This is a genomic window from Limimaricola cinnabarinus (assembly GCF_002723615.1).
Lineage (GTDB): Bacteria > Pseudomonadota > Alphaproteobacteria > Rhodobacterales > Rhodobacteraceae > Limimaricola > Limimaricola cinnabarinus_B.
In genome coordinates this window covers 242407-260231 of sequence record NZ_KZ304951.1, presented here as the reverse complement: position 1 = coordinate 260231, position 17825 = coordinate 242407, and the positions used below count along the sequence as shown (strand labels likewise).

Sequence of the window (17825 nt, the reverse complement as noted above, 5' to 3'; positions counted from 1 at the left end):
GGCTACCTCAAGCGCTTATCCGCAAGAGGCGTCGACCCATGAAATTTCTCGATCTCGCAAAGGTCACCATCCGCTCCGGTTCGGGCGGAAATGGCTGTGTCTCGTTTCGCCGCGAGAAGTTCATCGAGTATGGCGGCCCCAATGGCGGCGATGGCGGTGCCGGCGGCGATGTCATCGCCGAGGCGGTCGACGGGCTCAACACGCTGATCGATTTCCGCTACCAGCAGCATTTCTTCGCGCAGAACGGCCGGGCGGGCCAGGGCAGCCAGAAGACCGGCGCCGATGGCGACGACATCGTGCTGCGCCTGCCCGTCGGCACCGAGATCCTCGACGAGGACGAAGAGACGGTGATCGCCGATCTGACCGAGGTGGGCCAGCGCGTGGTTCTGGCGCGCGGCGGCAATGGCGGCTGGGGCAACCTGCATTTCAAATCGGCGACCAACCAATCGCCGCGCCGCGCCAATCCGGGCCAGCCCGGCGTGGAGCGGATGATCTGGCTGCGGCTCAAGCTCATCGCCGATGCGGGGCTTCTGGGCCTGCCCAATGCGGGCAAGTCGACCTTCCTCGCCGCGACTTCGAACGCGCGCCCCAAGATCGCCGATTATCCCTTCACCACGCTGGCGCCGAATCTCGGCGTGGTCGGCGTCGACAATGTCGAATTCGTGGTGGCCGACATTCCCGGCCTGATCGAAGGGGCCTCCGAGGGGCGGGGCCTTGGCGACATGTTCCTCGGTCATGTCGAGCGCTGCGCGGTGTTGCTGCATCTCATCGATGGCACCTCCGGCGACCCGATGGCCGATTATCGCACCATCATCGGTGAACTCGATGCCTATGGCGGGGGTTTGGCTGAAAAGCCGAGGATCACGGTGCTGAACAAGATCGATGCGTTGGACGAGGAAGAGCGGGCCTTTCTGGCCGATGAGCTCGCGGCCGAAACGGGCGGCGAGGTCATGCTGATGTCCGGCGTCACCGGCGAGGGCGTGACCGAGGTGCTGCGCGCGCTGCGCGAGCGCATCGATGCGGACCGCCTGCGCCACAAGAAATTACCGGAAGAGGATGACAAGACATGGCAACCCTGACGGACGCCAAGCGGCTGGTCGTGAAGATCGGCTCTGCCCTGTTGGTGGACCGGGAAACCGGACAGCTCAAATCGGACTGGCTGCGCAGCCTGGCCGAGGACGTGGCGATGCTGCGCGACAACGGCACCGAGGTGACGCTGGTCTCCTCGGGCTCGATCGCGCTCGGCCGCCGCGTGCTGCATCTGCCCGAGGGCGAATTGCCGGTCGAGCAGAGCCAGGCCGCCGCCGCCGTGGGTGCGATCCGTCTGGCAAGGGCTTACGAGGATGTCTTCACCCCGCATGGCAAGATCACGGCGCAAGTCCTTGTCACGCTTGACGATTCCACGAACCGTCGCCGCTATCTCAACAGCCGCGCGACGCTCGACACGCTGCTGTCGCTCGGCGCGATCCCGATCGTGAACGAGAACGACACCATCGCCACGGACGAGATCCGCTATGGCGACAACGACCGCCTCGCCGCGCAGGTCGCCGTGACGGTGGGTGCCGACCAGCTGATCCTGCTCTCGGACGTGGATGGTTTCTACAACGGCAACCCGCATGTCGATCCTTCGGCCAAGCGGTTCGAGGTGGTCGAGGAGATCACGCCCGAGATCCAGGCCATGGCCGGGCTCGGCGTGTCGGGCCTCTCGAAGGGCGGCATGATCACCAAGCTTCTGGCGGCCAAGGTCGCGTCCGAGGCGGGCTGCGACATGGCGATCACATTGGGTTCGCCGCTCAACCCCTTGAAACAGCTCATGGAGGGGTGCAACTCTACATGGTTCAAGGCGCAGACCGATCCGCATTCGGCGCGCAAGAACTGGATCTCCGCGATGAAGCCCAAGGGCGAGATCCGCATCGACGAGGGCGCGGCACGCGCCCTGGCCGAGGGCAATTCGCTGCTGCCCGCCGGTGTCATCGGCGTCTCGGGCCGCTTTGGCCGCGGCGATCCGGTGGCGATCTCGGGGCCCGACGGCGCGCGCGTCGGCTTTGGCCTGACGCGCTACACCGCCGAGGAGACCCGCAAGCTGCGCGGCCATCAGAGCGACGAGATCGAGAAGGTGCTCGGCTACAAGGGCCGCGCCTCGCTGGTGCATCGCGACGACATGGTCGTCTGAGCCCGGCCCGCCTCCCGCAACCGAAACCCGCTTCCGAAAGGAGCCCCGCATGACCGACCAGACCGACATTCCCGCCCTGATGAAGGACATCGGCGAGCGCGCCCGCGCCGCCGCCGCCGAGTTGGCCTTTGCCAAGCCCGAGGCCAAGAAGGCCGCGCTCGAAGCCGCCGCCGAGACCGTTCTCGCGCGCGCCGAGGAGATCAAGGCCGCCAACGCCAAGGACCAGGAGTTCGCCACCGAAAAGGGCATCAGCCCGGCGATGATGGACCGGCTCAAGCTCGATGACGACCGCATCAATGCCATCGTCGAGGGCCTGCGCGCCATCGCGGCGCAGGACGATCCGGTCGGCGCGACCCTGACCGAATGGGACATGCCCTCGGGCCTCAACATCCGCCGCGTGCGCACGCCGCTCGGCGTGGTCGGCGTGATCTATGAAAGCCGTCCCAACGTGACCGCCGATGCCGGGGCGCTGTGCCTGAAATCGGGCAATGCGGTGATCCTGCGCGGCGGCTCGGAGGGGCTCAATTCCTCGACCATCCTGACCGAATGCCTGAAGGCGGGCCTCGAGAAGGCGGGCCTGCCCAAGGACGCGATCCAGCTGGTGCCGACCCGCGACCGCGCCGCCGTCTCGGAAATGCTGAAGGCGACCGACCATATCGACGTGATCGTGCCGCGCGGCGGCAAGGGGCTCGTCGGCCTCGTGCAGCGCGAGGCCCGCGTGCCGGTCTTCGCCCATCTCGAAGGCATCGTGCATATCTATGTCGACAAGGACGCCGACCCCAAGAAGGCGATGGAGGTCGTGCTCAACGCCAAGACCCGCCGCACCGGCATCTGCGGTGCCGCCGAATGCCTGCTGGTGCATGAGGATCTGAAGGACGGCCTCGGCCGCGAGATCGTCGCCGCTCTGGTCAAGGCGGGCGTCAACGTTCACGCCGCGCCCGAATTCCAGGGTGTCGAGGGCACCACGCCCGCGACCGACGAGGATTGGGGCCGCGAATATCTCGACATGGACATCGCCGCCAGGACCGTGCGCGACGTCGATGGCGCGATCGAGCATATCCGCGCCTATTCCTCGAACCACACCGACGGCATCCTGACCGAGGACAAGGCCACCGCCGAGCGCTTCTTCGAGCGCGTGGACAGCGCCATCCTCGTGCACAACGCCTCGACCCAGTTCGCCGATGGCGGCGAATTCGGCATGGGCGCGGAGATCGGCATCGCCACCGGCAAGATGCACGCCCGCGGCCCCGTGGGCGCCGAGCAGCTGACCAGCTTCAAGTATCTCGTCGTCGGTGACGGCGCGGTGCGCGGCTGATCAGAGCCGGATCGCGATCTCGTGCTCGCCCATCTCGATCGAGACCGGGCGGGCCGCGTCGCGCAGCATTTCCGCCGCCACGGCGAACTGCGCGGCGGACGGCATCAGGGCCGGCCCCGTCTCGCCATGCAGCCGGGACCAGGCCTCTTTCTCGATCCGCAGCCTCGGCCCGTGACCGCGCAGCTGCAGCCGGCCCGCGGCGCCGTCGATGACGATCCGCCCGCCATGGGGCAGCGCCGCTTCGAGACAGGCGGCCAGCAGCAGAACCAGCTTCACCCGGTCGCGGGTGAGCTCTTCGGAGACCTCCCAATCGAAGCGCAGCCGGCCACCGCGCGACAGCGCATCGAGCAGAGAGACGATCTCGCCGCGCCCGACAGGGTGCTCCGAGGAGGCCGCGCCGAAGGCGAGGCGGAAGAAACGGATGCGAGCCAGCGCGCTTTCGACGCTTTCGGAAATGAGCGACAATTCGGGGCCGGGCGGCGTGCTCATCGCCAGAAGCTCGACCCCGTTGCCGATCGCGCTCAGCGGGCTGATAAGGTCGTGGCAGATGCGTGAGGCGATCAGCGCGCCGAAATCCGGATCGTCGGTCATGACATGGTCCCAAGACAGCAGGAGGCCGCGATGGCCGATTTGAACTCCATTCTCACGCCGGGCATGATCGTGCGTCATCCAGACCATCCCGATTGGGGCGATGGTCAGATCCAGTCGAACATCGCCGGTCGCATCACGGTCAATTTCCGCGAAGCGGGCAAGGTGGTGCTCGATGGCTCCCGGGTGGCGCTCGTCCTCGTTTCCGCCAGCGATTGAATGCAACTCACGGTAGCGAGTTCGCTTGTCCTGTCAACTCAGGACACAGCCCGGGCGGGATCTGTTGCCAAGCGGGCGCGCCGCGCCTAGAACCCCGAAGCAACATCCGATCCGGAGACCATCCGAATGGCGCCGATGCCGAGCTCGATCCGACGCCGATGATCGCTGCCTCTCCCATCCTGTCCGTGCGGCTCGCCCGCGACGCGGCCGATCGCGCCGAGGCCGAGCGGCTGCGCTACGACGTCTTCATCCGCGAGCTTGGCGGCGACGGCGAACTTGTGGATCACGCGCAAGGGCGCGAGCGCGACCGTTTCGACGCGGTCACCGAGCAGCTCCTGCTGATCGACGAGGCGCGTCCCGAGGGCGCGCGCGTCGTCGGCCTCTACAGGCTGCTCGACGAGGCCGGCGCGGCCCGGATGGGACAGTTCTATACCGAGGACGAGTTCGACCTCGCGCCGCTCAGGGCCTCGGGGCGAAAGCTGCTGGAGTTGGGGCGCTCCTGCCTGCATCGCGACTACCGCGGCGGCACGGCGATGTTCCGGCTGTGGCAGGGGCTGGCCGCGCATATCGAGGCGCGCGGCATCGAGATCCTGTTCGGCACCGCCTCCTTTCGCGGGGCCGACCCAAAGGCCCATGCCGCGCCGCTGGCGCTGCTGCAGCGCGAGCATCTCGCCCCCGCCGCGCTGCGCGTCACGAGCCGCCAGGCGCATGACATCGCGCTGCCCGGCCCGGCCGAATTCGACAGGGCGGCGGCGATGCGGGTGATCCCGCCGCTGATCAAGGCCTATCTGCGGATCGGCGGAAAGGTCGGGCAGGGCGTGTTCTCGGATGCCGCCTTCAACACCACGGATGTCTGCATGATCCTCGACATTGCCACCGCCCATGCCGCGCAGCGCGCCCGCTTTGGTGCGCGCATATGAGCGACGCCTCCGCTTCGCAGACCTGGCACGGCGCCACCCCGGCCGAGTGGACCGGCCCCGGCCTGCGCGGCTGGCTGCGCGTGGCGCGGCGCGGGCCGCTTCTGGTGGCGGTCATGCTCGGCGCGCTGGCGCTGTCTTTGGCGCTGCGGCCTCTGGAGCGGCGGATCTGGGGGCTGAGCCGGCCGCTGACCTCGCGCATCACCCAAGGGGCCTGCCGCGCGGCGCTGGCGATCCTCGGGCTGCGGCTGCGCGTCACCGGCCAGCCGATGCAGGCGCATGGCGCGATGGTCGCCAATCATGCCTCGTGGCTCGACATCTTCGCGCTGAACGCGCGCGCCTCGGTCTATTTCGTCTCCAAGGCCGAGGTGGCGGGCTGGCCCGGCATCGGCTGGCTGGCGCGCGCCACGGGCACGGTCTTCATCCGCCGCGAGCGGCGCGAGGCGGCAGCGCAGGTGCGGCTCATGCGCGAGCGGCTGGCGCATGGCCACAGGCTGGTGTTCTTTCCCGAAGGCACCTCGACCGACGGGCGCCGGGTGCTGCCCTTCAAGCCGACGCTCTTCGCGGCCTTTCTCACGCCCGACCAGCCGGATCTGGAGATCCAGCCCGTCAGCGTCGCCTACCACGCGCCCGACGGCATGGAGCCACGATTCTATGGCTGGTGGGGCGACATGGAGTTCGGCCCGCACATGCTGCGCATGCTGTCGGTACGGCGGCACGGGCGGATCGAGCTTGTCTATCATCCGGCGCTCAGGGTCGCCGATCACCCCGATCGCAAGGCGCTGGCGCGCAGGCTCGAGGGGCAGGTGCGCGCCGGGCTGGAACGTGCCGGCGCGCTGGAAGAGGCGGCTCAGCCCGCCATGGCCGAAGCGTAGCGGCGCAGCGTCTCGGCGGCGTCCGCCTCGCGCCAGATCTCCTCGCCGATCCCGAAGAAATCGGCATGCGGCGCAAGGCGTCGCACGACGTCGAGATCGAGCGCGCCCTCGGCCACCACCGGCACCTCGATCATCATCGACCACCATTCGAACAATTCGGCCTCGGCCTGCGGCGTGGTGCCCAGATCGGTGGCCCCGGCAGGGCCGAAGGAGACGTAATCGGCGCCAAGCTCGCCCGCGGTCATGCCGTCATGGCGCGAATTGCCGCAAAACGCGCCGACGATCGCGTCCTCGCCGAGATCCTTGCGCGTGGCGCGCACCGAGCGCGCGCCGTCGGTCAGATGCACGCCGTCGAGCCCGAGCCGCGTGACGAGCCGGGCATGGCTGTCGACCACCAGTGCCACGTCGCGCGCGATGGTGACCTCGCGCAGCGCGTCGGCGGCGCGGGAGATGCGGTCCTCGTCGCGGGTGGCGAGGCCGAGCCGCACGCAGGCCACCTCGGTCGCGTCGAGGCAGGCGGCGAGCCGGTCGGGAAACTCCGACAATTCGAATTCGGGCGGGGTGACGAGATAGATCTGCGGCGCGTCGTCTTGGTCGCTCATGAGGGCCTCCTGCACTTCGAGGCCGCCCTATATCCGGCTTCCTCGCGCTTGGCTACGTCGCAGGCGGGGGATTCGGCGGGCCGCGCCCCCGCCGCGCCCCCGCCGCGCCATCGTCGCGGATGCGCGCGGCTTCTTGTTATCGCGGCCCCCGGGGGCTACACCGCCGCGCATCCTTCCGACCAGCCCCCGGGACCCCCATGACCGAGCACACGCCGCAACCCGCCTTCGTCCTGATCCGCCCGCAGATGGGCGAGAACATCGGCGCGGCCGCGCGCGCGATGTGGAATTTCGGCCTCGATCGGATGCGCGTCGTCGCCCCGCGCGATGGCTGGCCGCAAGAGCGCGCCGTGGCGCTGGCCTCGGGCGCGGGGCGGCTTCTGGACGAGGCGGTGCTGGCCGAAGGCACGGCCGAAGCCGTCTCCGACTGCACCTTCGTCTACGCCACCACGGCGCGGCCGCGCGGACTCACCAAGGAGGTGATGACGCCCGAGGCCGCGATGCGCGACGCCGCCGAGCGGATCAGCCAGGGCCAGAAGGTCGCCGTGATGTTCGGGCCCGAGCGCGCGGGCATGGAGAATGACGACATCGCGCGCGCCAATGCCATCGTCTCGGTGCCGGTGAACCCGGACTTCGCCTCGCTCAACCTCGGGCAATGCGTGCTGCTCATGGCCTATGAATGGCGCCGCGCCAGCGGCGCGGTCGAGGACCGCCGGATCGAGATGGCGGGGGCCGAATGGGCGCAGGCGCATGAGGTCGAGAAGCTGGCCGAGCATTACGAGGAGCGGCTCGACGAGGCGGGGTTCTATTTCCCCGAGCACAAGGCCGCCCACATGAAGCAGACCATGCGCAACCTGTGGAGCCGGATGCCGCTCACCCGTTCGGACGTGCAGACGCTGCACGGGGTGATGCGACAGATGGTCCGCTGGAAGGAGCGCGGTTGAAGGCCTAGCCCTTCACAGGTTCCAAGCCCTTGCATTGGCGGGTGTTGTCGCCCGCAGGCCGCACGCCTAGGCTGCGCGCCGATCAGACCGGAGGCCCAGACATGGCGAAACAGGCGGAAAAGAAGCCCCGCTCCATCTTCGAGGAGGTGGGCACGAGCCAGAGATCCGTCGCCACGCCCGGCGGCATCGACCGCGGCCGCGCCGATGCGCGGCGCGGCCTGCGGATCTGGCTCGGCATCCTCTTTGCGCTGGTCGTGGCCATCGTCGTCGTCGGCGGCATGACCCGGCTGACCGACAGCGGGCTGTCGATCACCGAGTGGAACCCGGTCTCGGGCGCGGTGCCGCCGCTTTCGGCCGAGGATTGGGATGTCGAATTCGCCAATTACAAGGCCAGCCCGCAATACGAGCTGTTGAACAAGGGCATGACGCTTGCCGAGTTCAAGCCGATCTTCTGGTGGGAATGGGGGCATCGGCAGCTCGGGCGGACCATCGGTCTCGTCTGGGCGCTGGGCTTCGCGGGCTTTGCCATCGCGCGCCGCGTGCCGCCGGGCTGGTCGAGCCGGTTCCTCGGCCTCGGCGCGCTGATCGGGCTGCAGGGTGCGGTCGGCTGGTGGATGGTCCATAGCGGTCTGCAGGAGGGGATGAGCACCGTCGCCTCCTACCGCCTTGCCACCCATCTCGGCCTCGCCTTCGCGATCCTCGGGCTGATCACGTGGTACATCCTGCGGCTGAAGCGCCGCGAGGTGGACCTGTTGCAGGCCCGCCGCTCGGCCGAGCGCAAGCTCTGGGGCGGCATGACCGGGCTCATGCATCTGGGCTTCTTGCAGATCATCCTCGGCGCGCTGGTCGCCGGCATCGACGCAGGAAGGGCCTTTCCGACCTGGCCTCTGATGGGCGACGGCTTCTTTCCGCCCGACCCGTTCCAGCTCGAACCGCTCTGGCGCAACTTCTTCGAGGATGCGGGGCTGGTGCAGTTCATCCACCGCATGGCCGGCTACCTGCTCCTGATCCTCGGCGTGGTCGTCTGGCTGCGCGGCAGCCGCTCGCCGCATCCCTCGACCCGCTTCGCGGTCAACGCCGTGCTGGCGATGCTCGTGGTGCAGATGGGCCTGGGCATCGTCACCGCGCTCTACGCCGCGCCCTGGCACGCCGCGATCACCCACCAGCTCGGCGCGGTGCTGTTGTGGGTGCTGATCCTGCGCGCCCGCTTCCTCGCCCGCTACCCCTACATCCAATCGCTCAGGAAGATCCGCTGATGACCGCTTACGACGATCTGATGGCGCATGCGCGCGAAACCGAGGCGCTGGCGCAGGTGGCGGGCCGTCTCGGCTGGGATCAGGAGACGATGATGCCGCGCGGCGCGGCGGCCCAGCGTGGCGAGGAAAGTGCTGCGATGGAGGGCGTGCTGCATGCCCGCCGCACCGATCCGCGCATCGGCGACTGGCTGGAGCGGGCGGAGGCCCCGGATGACGTCGCCGCCGCCAATCTGCGCGAAATCCGCCGCGCCTACGCGCGCGCGAACAAGGTGCCCGCCAGCCTCGCCGCCGAGATCGCGCGCGTGACCTCCGTGGCGCAGGGCACATGGGCGCAGGCCCGCGCCGACGAGGATGTCGCGGCCTTCCTGCCGACGCTGGCGCGCGTCGTGGCGCTCAGGCAGGAGGAGGGGCAGGCGCTGGCCGGGGGCGGCGACGTCTATGACGCGCTGCTCGATGATTACGAGCCGGGCGCCAAGGCCGCCGAGCTCGACGCGATGTTCGGCGCGCTGCGCCCGCGGCTCGTCTCCTTGCGCGAGGCGATCCGCGAAAGGCCGCAGCCCGAGGCGCTATCGGGCAAGTTCGACGAGGCCGCGCAGCTGGCGCTGACGCGCGAACTGGCCGAAATCTTCGGCTACGACATGGCGCGCGGGCGGATCGACAAGGCCGTGCATCCCTTCTGCTCGGGCTCGGGCAACGATGTGCGCGTGACCACCCGCACCGATCCCGCCGATCCGTTCAACTGCCTCTATTCGACCATCCACGAGGTCGGCCATGCGAGCTACGAGCAGAACGTCGATCCCGATTACCTGCTGACCCCGATCGGGCGCGGCGTGTCGATGGGCGTGCATGAAAGCCAAAGCCGGATCTACGAGAACCAGCTCGCCCGCAGCCCGGCCTTCGCGGGTTGGCTGCTGGGCCGGATGCGCGATGCTTTCGGCGATATCGGCATCACCGATCCCATGGAGTTCGCGCGCGCCGTCAACCGCGTCAGCGACGGCTACATCCGCACCGAATCGGACGAGGTGCAGTACAACCTGCATGTGCTGATGCGCTTCGATCTCGAACGCGCGCTGATCTCGGGCGATCTGGCCGTGGAGGATCTGGAAGCGGCGTGGAACGACCGCTTCGCCGCCGATTTCGGCTTTGCCGTCGACCGGCCCTCGAATGGCTGCCTGCAGGACGTGCATTGGTCGGTGGGGCTGATGGGCTATTTTCCGACCTACAGCCTCGGCAATGTCTATGCGGGCTGCCTGCACGAGGCGCTGCGCAAGGCGCGGCCCGGGCTCGACGACGAGTTGGCGCGCGGCGATCTGTCGGGCGCGACCGGCTGGCTGCGCGAGAATGTCCAGCGCCACGGCGCGCTGCGCGGCCCGCGCGAAACGGTTCAGGCCGCTTGCGGCTTTGCCCCCTCCGAGGCGCCGCTGCTCGACTATCTCGAAGCCAAGTTCGGCACGCTTTACGATCTCTGATCGGTCAGCCATGCATGAAAAAGCCCCGCGTCCTTTCGGTCGCGGGGCTTTTTCGTTTCGGAAAGAGGCTCAGCCCCGGCGGCGTCCGCGCCGCGCGGCGCGCGTCGGCCCCGCGCCGTCGGTGCCGTCGGAGGCCGAGGAAAACCCGCCCAGCGCCTCGACGATCTGCTCCAGCGTCGGGCGCTCGCCCGGGGCCCGCGTCTCCAGAGCCTCGCGCATGGCGCGCAGATGTTCGGGCATGGTGCCGCAGCAGCCGCCGATGATCGTCGCGCCCGCATCGCGGGCGAGGCAGGCGTAATCGGCCATCAGCGCGGGCGTGCCGTCATAGTGGATATGCCCGTCCTGGTATTTCGGGATGCCGGCATTGCCCTTGGCGATGACCGGCGCCTCGGTGCCCGCGGCGGTAAAGCCCAGCACGGTGCGCAACAGGTCCGAGGCCCCGGTGCCGCAATTGGCGCCGAAGGCGAGCGGCGCGTGGTCGAGCTTGCCGACCATCTTGACCATGTCGGCCGAGGTCAGCCCCATCATGGTGCGGCCCGCCGTGTCGAAGCTCATCGTGCCGCACCACGGCATCCCCGCCTTGCCGAAGGCCTCGGCGGCGGCGCGGAATTCCTCCGCGGCCGAGATCGTCTCGACCCAGAGCACGTCGGCGCCACCGGCCTTGAGCCCCTCGGCCTGCTCGTGGAACATCTCGACCGCGACTTCGTGGGTGAGCTCGCCCATCGGCGCCATGATGTCGCCCGTCGGCCCGACCGAACCCGCGACGATCACCGGGCGATCCGCCTTGTCGGCGATCTCCCGGCCCAGCTCGGCGGCGGCCTTGTTGAGCTCGAACACCCGGTCCTGCGCCTGGTGCAGCTTGAGCCGCGAGGCGTTGCCGCCAAAGCTGTTGGTCAGAAACAGGTCCGAGCCCGCATCGACGGCCCCGGCATAGAGCGCGCGGATCTTGTCCTGCTCGGTGACGTTCCAAAGTTCGGGCGCATCGCCCGAGCTCAGCCCCATGTTGAACAGGTTGGTCCCCGTCGCACCGTCGGCAAGAAGCCAGTCACGGGTTTCGAGAAGTCGGGAGAGTGCATCTGTCATTGGCGGGGCCTGTCTGCTCGGTGAGGCGCGGCGCGGCGCCGCGAAGGACCGGAAGCCGGAGCGGCCGCCGGGCGGTAGCGCCGCCCTTCTGCACAAGAGCGGCCCCGAGTTCAATGTCGGGGATGGGCGGCTCGGCGCCGAGCGGCGCGGGATCATGCACGGCGCGCGCGATCTCGATCGCGGCGCGCGTCAGGCCTGCGCGCCCGGGTGCCGCGGCGTAGAGCGGCCGCCAGCCGGGGCCGAAGCCGCGCTTGAACTGTTCGAGCCCGGCGCAGCCCGGCCGCGCGGCGATCCGGGCGCGCAAAGCGGCGGGCATCCAGCCGGGCAGCTTCGGCAGCGCCGCGAGCGACACCACCGGCACCTGCGCCGCGCGCGCCGCCTCGATCGCCGAAAGCACGAGCGCCATCATCGTGCCGTCGGGGGCGGCGGCGGTCTGGCGCATGAGATCGAGCGTCCAGTCGCCCCGGCCCTGGTGAAAGCTCGCGAAGGCGACGAGCTCGCCCTCGCGCCGCGCCAGCACCACGTGCTGGTGCATCAGCAGCTCGGGGCAGTAGCGGCCCATCGAAAAGCCGCGCTCGCCGCCCGAACGCGCCGCCCAGTCGGCATGGATCCGCGCCATCTCGTCGAGCGGCAGGATCTGCGGCGCGCACTCGATCGTCACCCCGGCCTTGGCCGCGGATTTCAGCTTGCGGCGCAGGCTGCGGCAGGCGGGGCGGTCGAGGCTCCAGCGGGCGGTGTCGATCACGGCTTCGGTGGCGATGCGCTCCACCGCCCAGCCCGCGGCGCGGGCGCGCAGCGCCTCGCGCGGGCCGCATTTGTAGAGCGCGGGCGTCAGGCCGAGCCGGCTGGCATGGGCGCGCAGCGCGCCGAAATCGGGGCGGCCCAGCGGCGTGCCGATCGCCGCCAGCGTGCCGCCGGCGCGGCGCACCAGCCAGCCGCTTTCATGGTCGGGGGTGAGCAGGATCCGCGCGCCCTGCCAGACGAGGCCCCATTCGGCCTGCGGCGCCTGCGCCAGCGCCCGGTGCCGCGCCGCGCCCTCGGCGACGACGAGACCGGGCCGGGCCTCGGGCGCCATGGGGCGGATCAGCGCCAGCAGCGCGATGAGCGCCGGTCCTGCGTGGTAGACGACGCGGTAGCCGATGATCGCCGCGAGCAGCTCGGCCTCGGGCAGCTGCGGCAGCAGCGCCAGCAGGCACAGCTCGAAGGCCCCGACGCCGCCGGGGCTCTGGCTCGCCAGCCCCGCGCCCAGCGCCGCGAGATAGGCAAAGATCACCGTGGTCGCCGGAACCTCGACCCCGGCGGGCAGCAGCAGCCACAGCACCGCGCCAGCGGCGATGGTGTCGATCGCGGTCCAGAGCATCAGCCGTGGCAGGGTGCCGGCGCGCATCTGCGGCAGGCCCGGCAGGCGGGTGATCCGCGACACCCCGGCGATGAGCGCGATCGCCAGCAGGGCGGCCAGCGCGCTGTGCCCGTCGAGCAGCAGGAGCGACAGCCCCGCCAGCATGGCGAGCGCCCCCATGAAGGAGGCCGAAACCCACAGCGACAGCCGCGTCGCGGTCCACAGGTCGCATTCGGGCAGGCAGCGCCAGCGCACCAGCGCGCCGGTGATGCTGCCGAAGCCCACGGTCTGGGCGATGGCCATGGCGCGCATCCCCGCGGCCCGCGCCCGGCCCGGCGCGATGCCGGTGCCCATGGCGCGGTGCAGCACCACGTCGTATTGCCCCAGCGCCCAGAGGCTCAGCCCGGTGCAGGCCAGCGCGCCGATCCATTGCAGCGGCGGCAGCGCCAGCAGCGCGGGCCAGACCGCGCCGAAATCGATGCTTTCGCAGCGCCGGGCCAGCAGCAGCGCCCCGAGCCCGAGCGCCAGCAGCGGCAGCAGCCGAAGCACGGTCTGGCCGAGGGTGAAGGGCAGTGTCCGGGCGCCGCGCGCGGCGGGCTCGGGCGAGGGTGCGGGCATGGCGACGGCTCCAGGTCAGAGGGCCGGGGTTCTGCCGCGGCGATGCGACGGGCAGTTTCGGGCAGGGGGATGAAAAACGGGTTTACGATGCGGTATGACGGCAAGGCCCGCGCCCCGGGAGGCGCGCCGGGGGCAAGGCAGGCGGCCCGGTCAGTTCTCTTCGACCAGCTCGGCCTTGGCCAGCGCGGTGAACTCGGCCATCTTGTCGCGGATCTCCTCGTCGCTGAGCAGGTGGCCGGTGTCGCGGCGCAGCTTGCGGAACACGTCGTCCTCGCCCGCCTCCTGGAACTCGGCCTTGATGACCTCGCGGGTATAGGCGGCGGCCTCGTCGCCTTCCTTGCCCAAGAGTCCCGCGGCCCAGAAGCCGAGCATCCGGTTGCGCCGGGCCTCGGCGCGGAATTTCATTTCCGCGTCATGCGCGAACTTTGCCTCGAAAGCGCGCTCTCTCTCATCGAAGGTGGTCATGTGACTTGCCTTTCCACGCTCTCGTCCTAGGGCTTGCAGGATACGTCCTGCTGCACCTTGCCCGCAAGGGGGCCTTGGACTATGAGGCCCCCGAGGCCGCGCCGCGCAGCTTTCCCGTCACGGAAACGTTGCGTCGCCCCGACATCCGGGGGGTTGGGCGCATGAACCCCTTGGAGACCGCATGGCACGTCGCAAGAAGATTTACGAGGGCAAGGCGAAGATCCTGTATGAAGGCCCCGAGCCCGGCACGCTCGTGCAATATTTCAAGGATGACGCGACCGCCAACAACGCCGAGAAGCGCGCGGTGATCGAGGGCAAGGGCGTGCTCAACAACCGCCTGTCCGAGTTCTTCATGACCGGGCTGCAGGCGATCGGCGTGCCGACGCATTTCATCAAGCGGCTCAACATGCGCGAGCAGTTGATTCGCCAGGTGGAAATCATTCCGCTCGAGGTGATCGTGCGCAATTTCGCCGCCGGCTCCATGGCCCGCCGGCTCGGCATGGAGGAGGGCGCGCCGCTGCCGCGCCCGATCATCGAGTTCTCCTACAAGGACGACAAGCTCGGCGATCCGCTGGTGCCCGAGGAATACATCATCGCCTTCGGCTGGGCCTCCCAGCAGGATCTCGACGACATCGTGGCGCTGGCGCTGCGGGTCAACGACTTCATGTCTGGCGTCATGCACGGCGTCGGCATCAAGCTCATCGATTTCAAGATCGAGATCGGCCGGGTCTGGGACAATGACTTCCAGCGCCTCGTCGTGGCCGACGAGATCTCGCCCGACAGCTGCCGGCTGTGGGACATCGAGACCGGCCAGAAGCTCGACAAGGACGTGTTCCGCAAGGATCTGGGCAGCCTCACGGATGCCTATACCGAGGTGGCCCGCCGCCTTGGCGTCCTGCCCTCCAACGTGACTCACCGGCCCCGGCCGACGCTGATCAACTGACCGCGCCGGCCAGGGCCGGAGCGACGAGACAGACCGAAAGTAGAAGGAGCGGCGCGCATGAAGGCTCGCGTGCAGGTGATGCTGAAGACCGGAGTCCTCGACCCGCAGGGCGAGGCGATCCGCCACGCGCTGGGCGCGCTGGGCTTCGACGGTGTCGAGGGTGTCCGCCAGGGCAAGGTGATCGAACTCGACCTCGCGGGCGAGGATGCGGCCGCCGCCGAGGCGCAAGTGACCGAGATGTGCGAGAAACTTCTCGCCAACACGGTGATCGAAAGCTACAAGATCGACCTGAGCTGAGGTCGTGCGCCGCCTCTCGGGGCGGCGTTCGCATCTTTGGCGCAGGTTTCGCTTTCGGGCGCCGCTCGGTCCTTTCACGAGGGTCTTGAGCACCGGGAGCGATGCGGCGGTGGTTGCAGGGGAGGGCGCCACCGCCGACCTGTTCCCCCCGGCGGGGCAGCCCGTGCCCCGGCCCGGAATACCCCTTTCGCGGCGCGGCCGCTGATCCTGAAGGAGGTTCGCCATGAAGGCAGCCGTCATCGTCTTTCCCGGTTCCAACTGCGACCGCGACATGGCCGTCGCCCTGCGCGCGGCGGGCGCGGATGTCGAAATGGTCTGGCACAAGGATGCCGGCCTGCCGCGCGGGGTCGATCTCGTCGCCGTGCCGGGCGGGTTCTCCTTCGGCGATTACCTGCGCTGCGGCGCCATCGCCGCGCAATCGCCGGTCTGCCGCGCGGTGATCGACCACGTCCACAAGGGCGGCTACGCGCTCGGCGTGTGCAACGGCTTTCAGGTGCTGACCGAAACCGGGCTGCTGCCCGGCGCGCTGATGCGCAATGCCGGCATCCGCTTCGTGTGCAGGACCGTGCCGCTCACCGTCGCCACCGCCGAGAGCGATTTCACCCGCGGCTACGCCAAGGGCGCCGAGTTGCAGATCCCGGTGGCGCATCATGATGGCAATTACTTCGTCGACGCCCCGACGCTGGAGCGGCTGCGCGCCGAGGACCGGATCGCCTTCACCTATGGCGACAACCCCAACGGCTCGACCGGCGACATCGCGGGCGTGCTGTCCGAGAACCGCCGCGTGCTCGGCATGATGCCGCATCCCGAGCGGGCGGTGGATGCGGGCCATGGCGGCACCGACGGGCGCGGGCTGTTCGACGGGCTGGTGGGCGCGCTGGTCGCGGCCTGAGCCTGGCTGCGCCTTCGCGTGATCGCGGCGTGATCGGCCTCCGGCTTGCCGTGCCGGGCGGGGGCGCGTAAACCCTGCGCATGTCGACCCACGCCTCCAGACCGCCCCGCCCGCGGCGCAGCTGGGGCCCGCGCATCGCGCTGGCCCTGTTCTGCCTTGCCGCGATCGCGGTGATCTGGGTCACCAACGTGCTTCTGACCGAGCGCTTCACCGAGGCCACGCGCAACCGCGCCGAGGTCCGGCTGACGCTTTATGTCGGCAACCTGATCTCCGAGCTGCAGCGCAACTCCATCGTGCCGCAGCTTCTGGCGCGCGACCCCGAGCTGATCGGCGCGCTCTCTTCTTCGGATTTCTCGCGCTCGACCCAGCGGCTGCTCTCCTTCGTCGACGAGATCGGCGCGGCGAGCCTCGTGCTTTACGACCGCGACGGGCGCATCGTGGCGGCGACCGATCGCAACCGGCTGGGCGAGACCCATCGCGGCGCGCCCTATTTCGTCGATGCGATGCGCGCCAATTCCACCGTCTTCACCATCTTCCAGCAGCCCACGGGCGGCTATTCCTTTCTCTATTCGCGCAAGATCGACGCCAACGGGGCCGGGCTGGGGGTGATCTCGGTCGAGGTCGATCTGGCCAAGCTGGAACGCAGCTGGGCCGGCACCTCGGACGCGGTGCTGGTCACCAACAGCGAAGGCGAGATCATCCTGTCGACCGAGCCGCGCTGGCGCGGCCTGCCCGAGAGCGAGGCGCTGGAGCGGCAAAGCGCGCCCTCGGCGATCGAGCGGGCCTTTCTCGCCACCGACTGGACCGCGCTGCCGATCGACGCCTATCTGCGCGGCGAGGCGGTGATGCGGCGCGAGATGCGGGTGCCGTTCCAGGGCTGGAAGATGGTCACCTTCACCGCCTATTCCTCGGTGCGCGAGCGGGTGAACGGCGTTCTGGCGCTCGAGATCATGGGCTTTGCCATGCTGCTGGCGCTGACCTTCTGGATCAGCTCGCGCAAATCCGCCTCGCGGCTCTTGCTGGTGCGCCGCGAAAGCGATCAGCTCCGGCGGCTCAACATGCGGCTGCAGCGCGAGATCGCGCAGCGCCAGCAGGTCGAGCGCAACCTGGAGAGCGCCGAGCAGACCATCGCGCAAAGCTCCAAGCTCGCGGTTCTGGGCGAGATGTCGGCCTCCGTCAGCCACGAGCTGAACCAGCCTTTGGCGGCGATGAAGACCTATCTGGCGGGCGCGCGGCTCCTGCTGCAGCGCCGCCGCGCCGAGGAGGCGCTGTCGTCGTTTCAGCGGATCGACGACCTGATCGACCGGATGGGCGCGATCACCCGCCAGCTCAAATCCTATGCGCGCAAGGGCAATCAGGCCTTCGAGCCGGTGGATGCGCGCGCGGCCCTCTCCTCGGCGCTCGCCATGATGGAGCCGCAGCTCAAGACCCGCTCGGTCGCGATCAACCGCACGCTGCCGCCCGGCCCGGCGATGATCCTGGGCGACAGGCTGCGCTTCGAGCAGGTGATCATCAACCTTCTGCGCAACGCGCTCGACGCCACCAAGGGCGTGCGCGATCCGCGGATCGACATCACGCTCACGGTCGACGAGGCCGTGGTGCTCACCGTGCATGACAACGGCCCGGGCATCGAGGATCTCGATGCGCTGTTCGAACCGTTCTACACCACCAAGCAGCCCGGCGACGGCGTCGGCCTCGGGCTCGCGATCTCCTCGGGGATCGTCAACGATCTCGGCGGACGGCTGACCGCACGGAACGCATCCGGCGGTGGGGCTGTTTTCGAAGTGCAACTGCCTATCTTGGAAGAAGGTATGGCTGCGGCGGAATAGGGGG

18 protein-coding genes are annotated in these 17825 nt (G+C 69.4%); 13 read left to right on the top strand and 5 right to left on the bottom strand.

Annotated features, from left to right (window positions below; genetic code table 11):
- Window positions 1–38: 38 nt before the first annotated feature.
- From obgE to CJ301_RS01230, 3 genes are read left to right on the top strand one after another with little or no spacing between them, the layout of a single operon-like run.
- Entirely contained in the window at window positions 39–1079 is a 1041-nt protein-coding gene (obgE, locus tag CJ301_RS01240; protein ID WP_099273411.1) for a GTPase ObgE, read from the top strand.
- Complete coding sequence (gene proB, locus CJ301_RS01235) at window positions 1067–2173, top strand: glutamate 5-kinase (protein ID WP_099273409.1); 1107 nt, start codon at window positions 1067–1069, stop codon at window positions 2171–2173. The genes obgE and proB overlap by 13 nt, the downstream gene beginning before the upstream one ends.
- A gap of 49 nt (window positions 2174–2222) precedes the next feature.
- A complete protein-coding gene (locus tag CJ301_RS01230) occupies window positions 2223–3488 on the top strand; it encodes a glutamate-5-semialdehyde dehydrogenase (protein WP_099273407.1) in 1266 nt (421 codons plus the stop codon).
- On the opposite strand, the gene CJ301_RS01225 is transcribed toward CJ301_RS01230, so the two are convergent.
- Window positions 3489–4079: a histidine phosphotransferase family protein gene (locus CJ301_RS01225; protein WP_162620382.1), complete on the bottom strand. Its 591-nt coding sequence runs from the start codon at window positions 4077–4079 to the stop codon at window positions 3489–3491. It lies immediately after the preceding gene.
- A 30-nt stretch (window positions 4080–4109) separates the two neighbouring features.
- Between CJ301_RS01225 and CJ301_RS01220 the strand changes: the two genes are divergently transcribed.
- The 3 genes from CJ301_RS01220 (at window position 4110) to CJ301_RS01210 (ending at window position 6087) form a co-directional block, all read left to right on the top strand.
- Window positions 4110–4295 (top strand): DUF3553 domain-containing protein, encoded by a 186-nt coding sequence (locus tag CJ301_RS01220; protein ID WP_099273403.1) that lies wholly within the window; start codon window positions 4110–4112, stop codon window positions 4293–4295.
- 158 nt (window positions 4296–4453) lie between these two features.
- Complete coding sequence (locus CJ301_RS01215; protein ID WP_099273401.1) at window positions 4454–5215, top strand: GNAT family N-acetyltransferase; 762 nt, start codon at window positions 4454–4456, stop codon at window positions 5213–5215.
- A complete protein-coding gene (locus CJ301_RS01210; RefSeq protein WP_099273399.1) occupies window positions 5212–6087 on the top strand; it encodes a lysophospholipid acyltransferase family protein in 876 nt (291 codons plus the stop codon). The genes CJ301_RS01215 and CJ301_RS01210 overlap by 4 nt, the downstream gene beginning before the upstream one ends.
- Here CJ301_RS01210 and CJ301_RS01205 read toward each other — a convergent pair.
- Complete coding sequence (locus CJ301_RS01205) at window positions 6063–6689, bottom strand: thiamine phosphate synthase (protein ID WP_099273397.1); 627 nt, start codon at window positions 6687–6689, stop codon at window positions 6063–6065. The two genes, CJ301_RS01210 and CJ301_RS01205, sit on opposite strands and share 25 nt — an antisense overlap.
- Before the next feature lie 197 nt (window positions 6690–6886).
- On the opposite strand from CJ301_RS01205, the gene CJ301_RS01200 reads away from it, so the two are divergent.
- The 3 genes from CJ301_RS01200 to CJ301_RS01190 all read left to right on the top strand — a co-directional run bounded on the left by CJ301_RS01200 (window position 6887) and on the right by CJ301_RS01190 (window position 10355).
- A complete protein-coding gene (locus CJ301_RS01200; RefSeq protein ID WP_099273395.1) occupies window positions 6887–7630 on the top strand; it encodes an RNA methyltransferase in 744 nt (247 codons plus the stop codon).
- 101 nt (window positions 7631–7731) lie between these two features.
- Window positions 7732–8886 carry a heme A synthase gene (gene ctaA / locus CJ301_RS01195; protein WP_099273393.1) on the top strand — a complete coding sequence of 385 codons (1155 nt, stop codon included), beginning with the start codon at window positions 7732–7734 and terminating at the stop codon, window positions 8884–8886.
- Complete coding sequence (locus CJ301_RS01190; protein ID WP_099273390.1) at window positions 8886–10355, top strand: carboxypeptidase M32; 1470 nt, start codon at window positions 8886–8888, stop codon at window positions 10353–10355. The genes ctaA and CJ301_RS01190 overlap by 1 nt, the downstream gene beginning before the upstream one ends.
- 69 nt (window positions 10356–10424) lie before the next feature.
- On the opposite strand, the gene bmt is transcribed toward CJ301_RS01190, so the two are convergent.
- From bmt to CJ301_RS01175, 3 genes are all read right to left on the bottom strand, one after another.
- On the bottom strand, window positions 10425–11438 hold the full coding sequence (gene bmt, locus CJ301_RS01185; RefSeq protein ID WP_099273388.1) for a betaine--homocysteine S-methyltransferase: 1014 nt from the start codon (window positions 11436–11438) through the stop codon (window positions 10425–10427).
- Entirely contained in the window at window positions 11401–13395 is a 1995-nt protein-coding gene (locus CJ301_RS01180; protein ID WP_099273386.1) for a phosphatidylglycerol lysyltransferase domain-containing protein, read from the bottom strand. Before CJ301_RS01180 ends, bmt begins: the two co-directional genes overlap by 38 nt.
- Window positions 13396–13545: 150 nt before the next feature.
- Window positions 13546–13860 (bottom strand): DUF1476 domain-containing protein, encoded by a 315-nt coding sequence (locus tag CJ301_RS01175; RefSeq protein ID WP_099273384.1) that lies wholly within the window; start codon window positions 13858–13860, stop codon window positions 13546–13548.
- Between the two features lie 181 nt (window positions 13861–14041).
- Between CJ301_RS01175 and purC the strand changes: the two genes are divergently transcribed.
- From purC to CJ301_RS01155, 4 genes are all read left to right on the top strand, one after another.
- Window positions 14042–14803 carry a phosphoribosylaminoimidazolesuccinocarboxamide synthase gene (gene purC / locus CJ301_RS01170; protein WP_099273382.1) on the top strand — a complete coding sequence of 254 codons (762 nt, stop codon included), beginning with the start codon at window positions 14042–14044 and terminating at the stop codon, window positions 14801–14803.
- 57 nt (window positions 14804–14860) lie between these two features.
- Window positions 14861–15100, top strand: coding sequence for a phosphoribosylformylglycinamidine synthase subunit PurS (gene purS / locus CJ301_RS01165; protein WP_099273380.1), 240 nt, complete (start codon window positions 14861–14863; stop codon window positions 15098–15100).
- Between the two features lie 223 nt (window positions 15101–15323).
- Window positions 15324–15992, top strand: a complete 669-nt coding sequence (gene purQ, locus CJ301_RS01160; protein ID WP_099273378.1) for a phosphoribosylformylglycinamidine synthase subunit PurQ — start codon at window positions 15324–15326, stop codon at window positions 15990–15992.
- Between the two features lie 80 nt (window positions 15993–16072).
- Window positions 16073–17821, top strand: coding sequence for a sensor histidine kinase (locus CJ301_RS01155; RefSeq protein ID WP_099273376.1), 1749 nt, complete (start codon window positions 16073–16075; stop codon window positions 17819–17821).
- Window positions 17822–17825: the final 4 nt, after the last annotated feature.

What these genes read in the sequence shown, in the direction of transcription:
- CJ301_RS01190 (WP_099273390.1), top strand. Translation starts at nt 8,886, where the DNA reads ATGACCGCTTACGACGATCTGATGGCGCATGCGCGCGAAACCGAGGCG.
- bmt (WP_099273388.1), bottom strand. Translation starts at nt 11,438, where the DNA reads ATGACAGATGCACTCTCCCGACTTCTCGAAACCCGTGACTGGCTTCTT.
- proB (WP_099273409.1), top strand. Translation starts at nt 1,067, where the DNA reads ATGGCAACCCTGACGGACGCCAAGCGGCTGGTCGTGAAGATCGGCTCT.
- CJ301_RS01210 (WP_099273399.1), top strand. Translation starts at nt 5,212, where the DNA reads ATGAGCGACGCCTCCGCTTCGCAGACCTGGCACGGCGCCACCCCGGCC.
- purQ (WP_099273378.1), top strand. Translation starts at nt 15,324, where the DNA reads ATGAAGGCAGCCGTCATCGTCTTTCCCGGTTCCAACTGCGACCGCGAC.
- CJ301_RS01200 (WP_099273395.1), top strand. Translation starts at nt 6,887, where the DNA reads ATGACCGAGCACACGCCGCAACCCGCCTTCGTCCTGATCCGCCCGCAG.
- ctaA (WP_099273393.1), top strand. Translation starts at nt 7,732, where the DNA reads ATGGCGAAACAGGCGGAAAAGAAGCCCCGCTCCATCTTCGAGGAGGTG.
- CJ301_RS01230 (WP_099273407.1), top strand. Translation starts at nt 2,223, where the DNA reads ATGACCGACCAGACCGACATTCCCGCCCTGATGAAGGACATCGGCGAG.
- CJ301_RS01155 (WP_099273376.1), top strand. Translation starts at nt 16,073, where the DNA reads ATGTCGACCCACGCCTCCAGACCGCCCCGCCCGCGGCGCAGCTGGGGC.
- purS (WP_099273380.1), top strand. Translation starts at nt 14,861, where the DNA reads ATGAAGGCTCGCGTGCAGGTGATGCTGAAGACCGGAGTCCTCGACCCG.
- obgE (WP_099273411.1), top strand. Translation starts at nt 39, where the DNA reads ATGAAATTTCTCGATCTCGCAAAGGTCACCATCCGCTCCGGTTCGGGC.
- CJ301_RS01215 (WP_099273401.1), top strand. Translation starts at nt 4,454, where the DNA reads ATGATCGCTGCCTCTCCCATCCTGTCCGTGCGGCTCGCCCGCGACGCG.
- purC (WP_099273382.1), top strand. Translation starts at nt 14,042, where the DNA reads ATGGCACGTCGCAAGAAGATTTACGAGGGCAAGGCGAAGATCCTGTAT.
- CJ301_RS01220 (WP_099273403.1), top strand. Translation starts at nt 4,110, where the DNA reads ATGGCCGATTTGAACTCCATTCTCACGCCGGGCATGATCGTGCGTCAT.
- CJ301_RS01205 (WP_099273397.1), bottom strand. Translation starts at nt 6,689, where the DNA reads ATGAGCGACCAAGACGACGCGCCGCAGATCTATCTCGTCACCCCGCCC.
- CJ301_RS01180 (WP_099273386.1), bottom strand. Translation starts at nt 13,395, where the DNA reads ATGCCCGCACCCTCGCCCGAGCCCGCCGCGCGCGGCGCCCGGACACTG.
- CJ301_RS01175 (WP_099273384.1), bottom strand. Translation starts at nt 13,860, where the DNA reads ATGACCACCTTCGATGAGAGAGAGCGCGCTTTCGAGGCAAAGTTCGCG.
- CJ301_RS01225 (WP_162620382.1), bottom strand. Translation starts at nt 4,079, where the DNA reads ATGACCGACGATCCGGATTTCGGCGCGCTGATCGCCTCACGCATCTGC.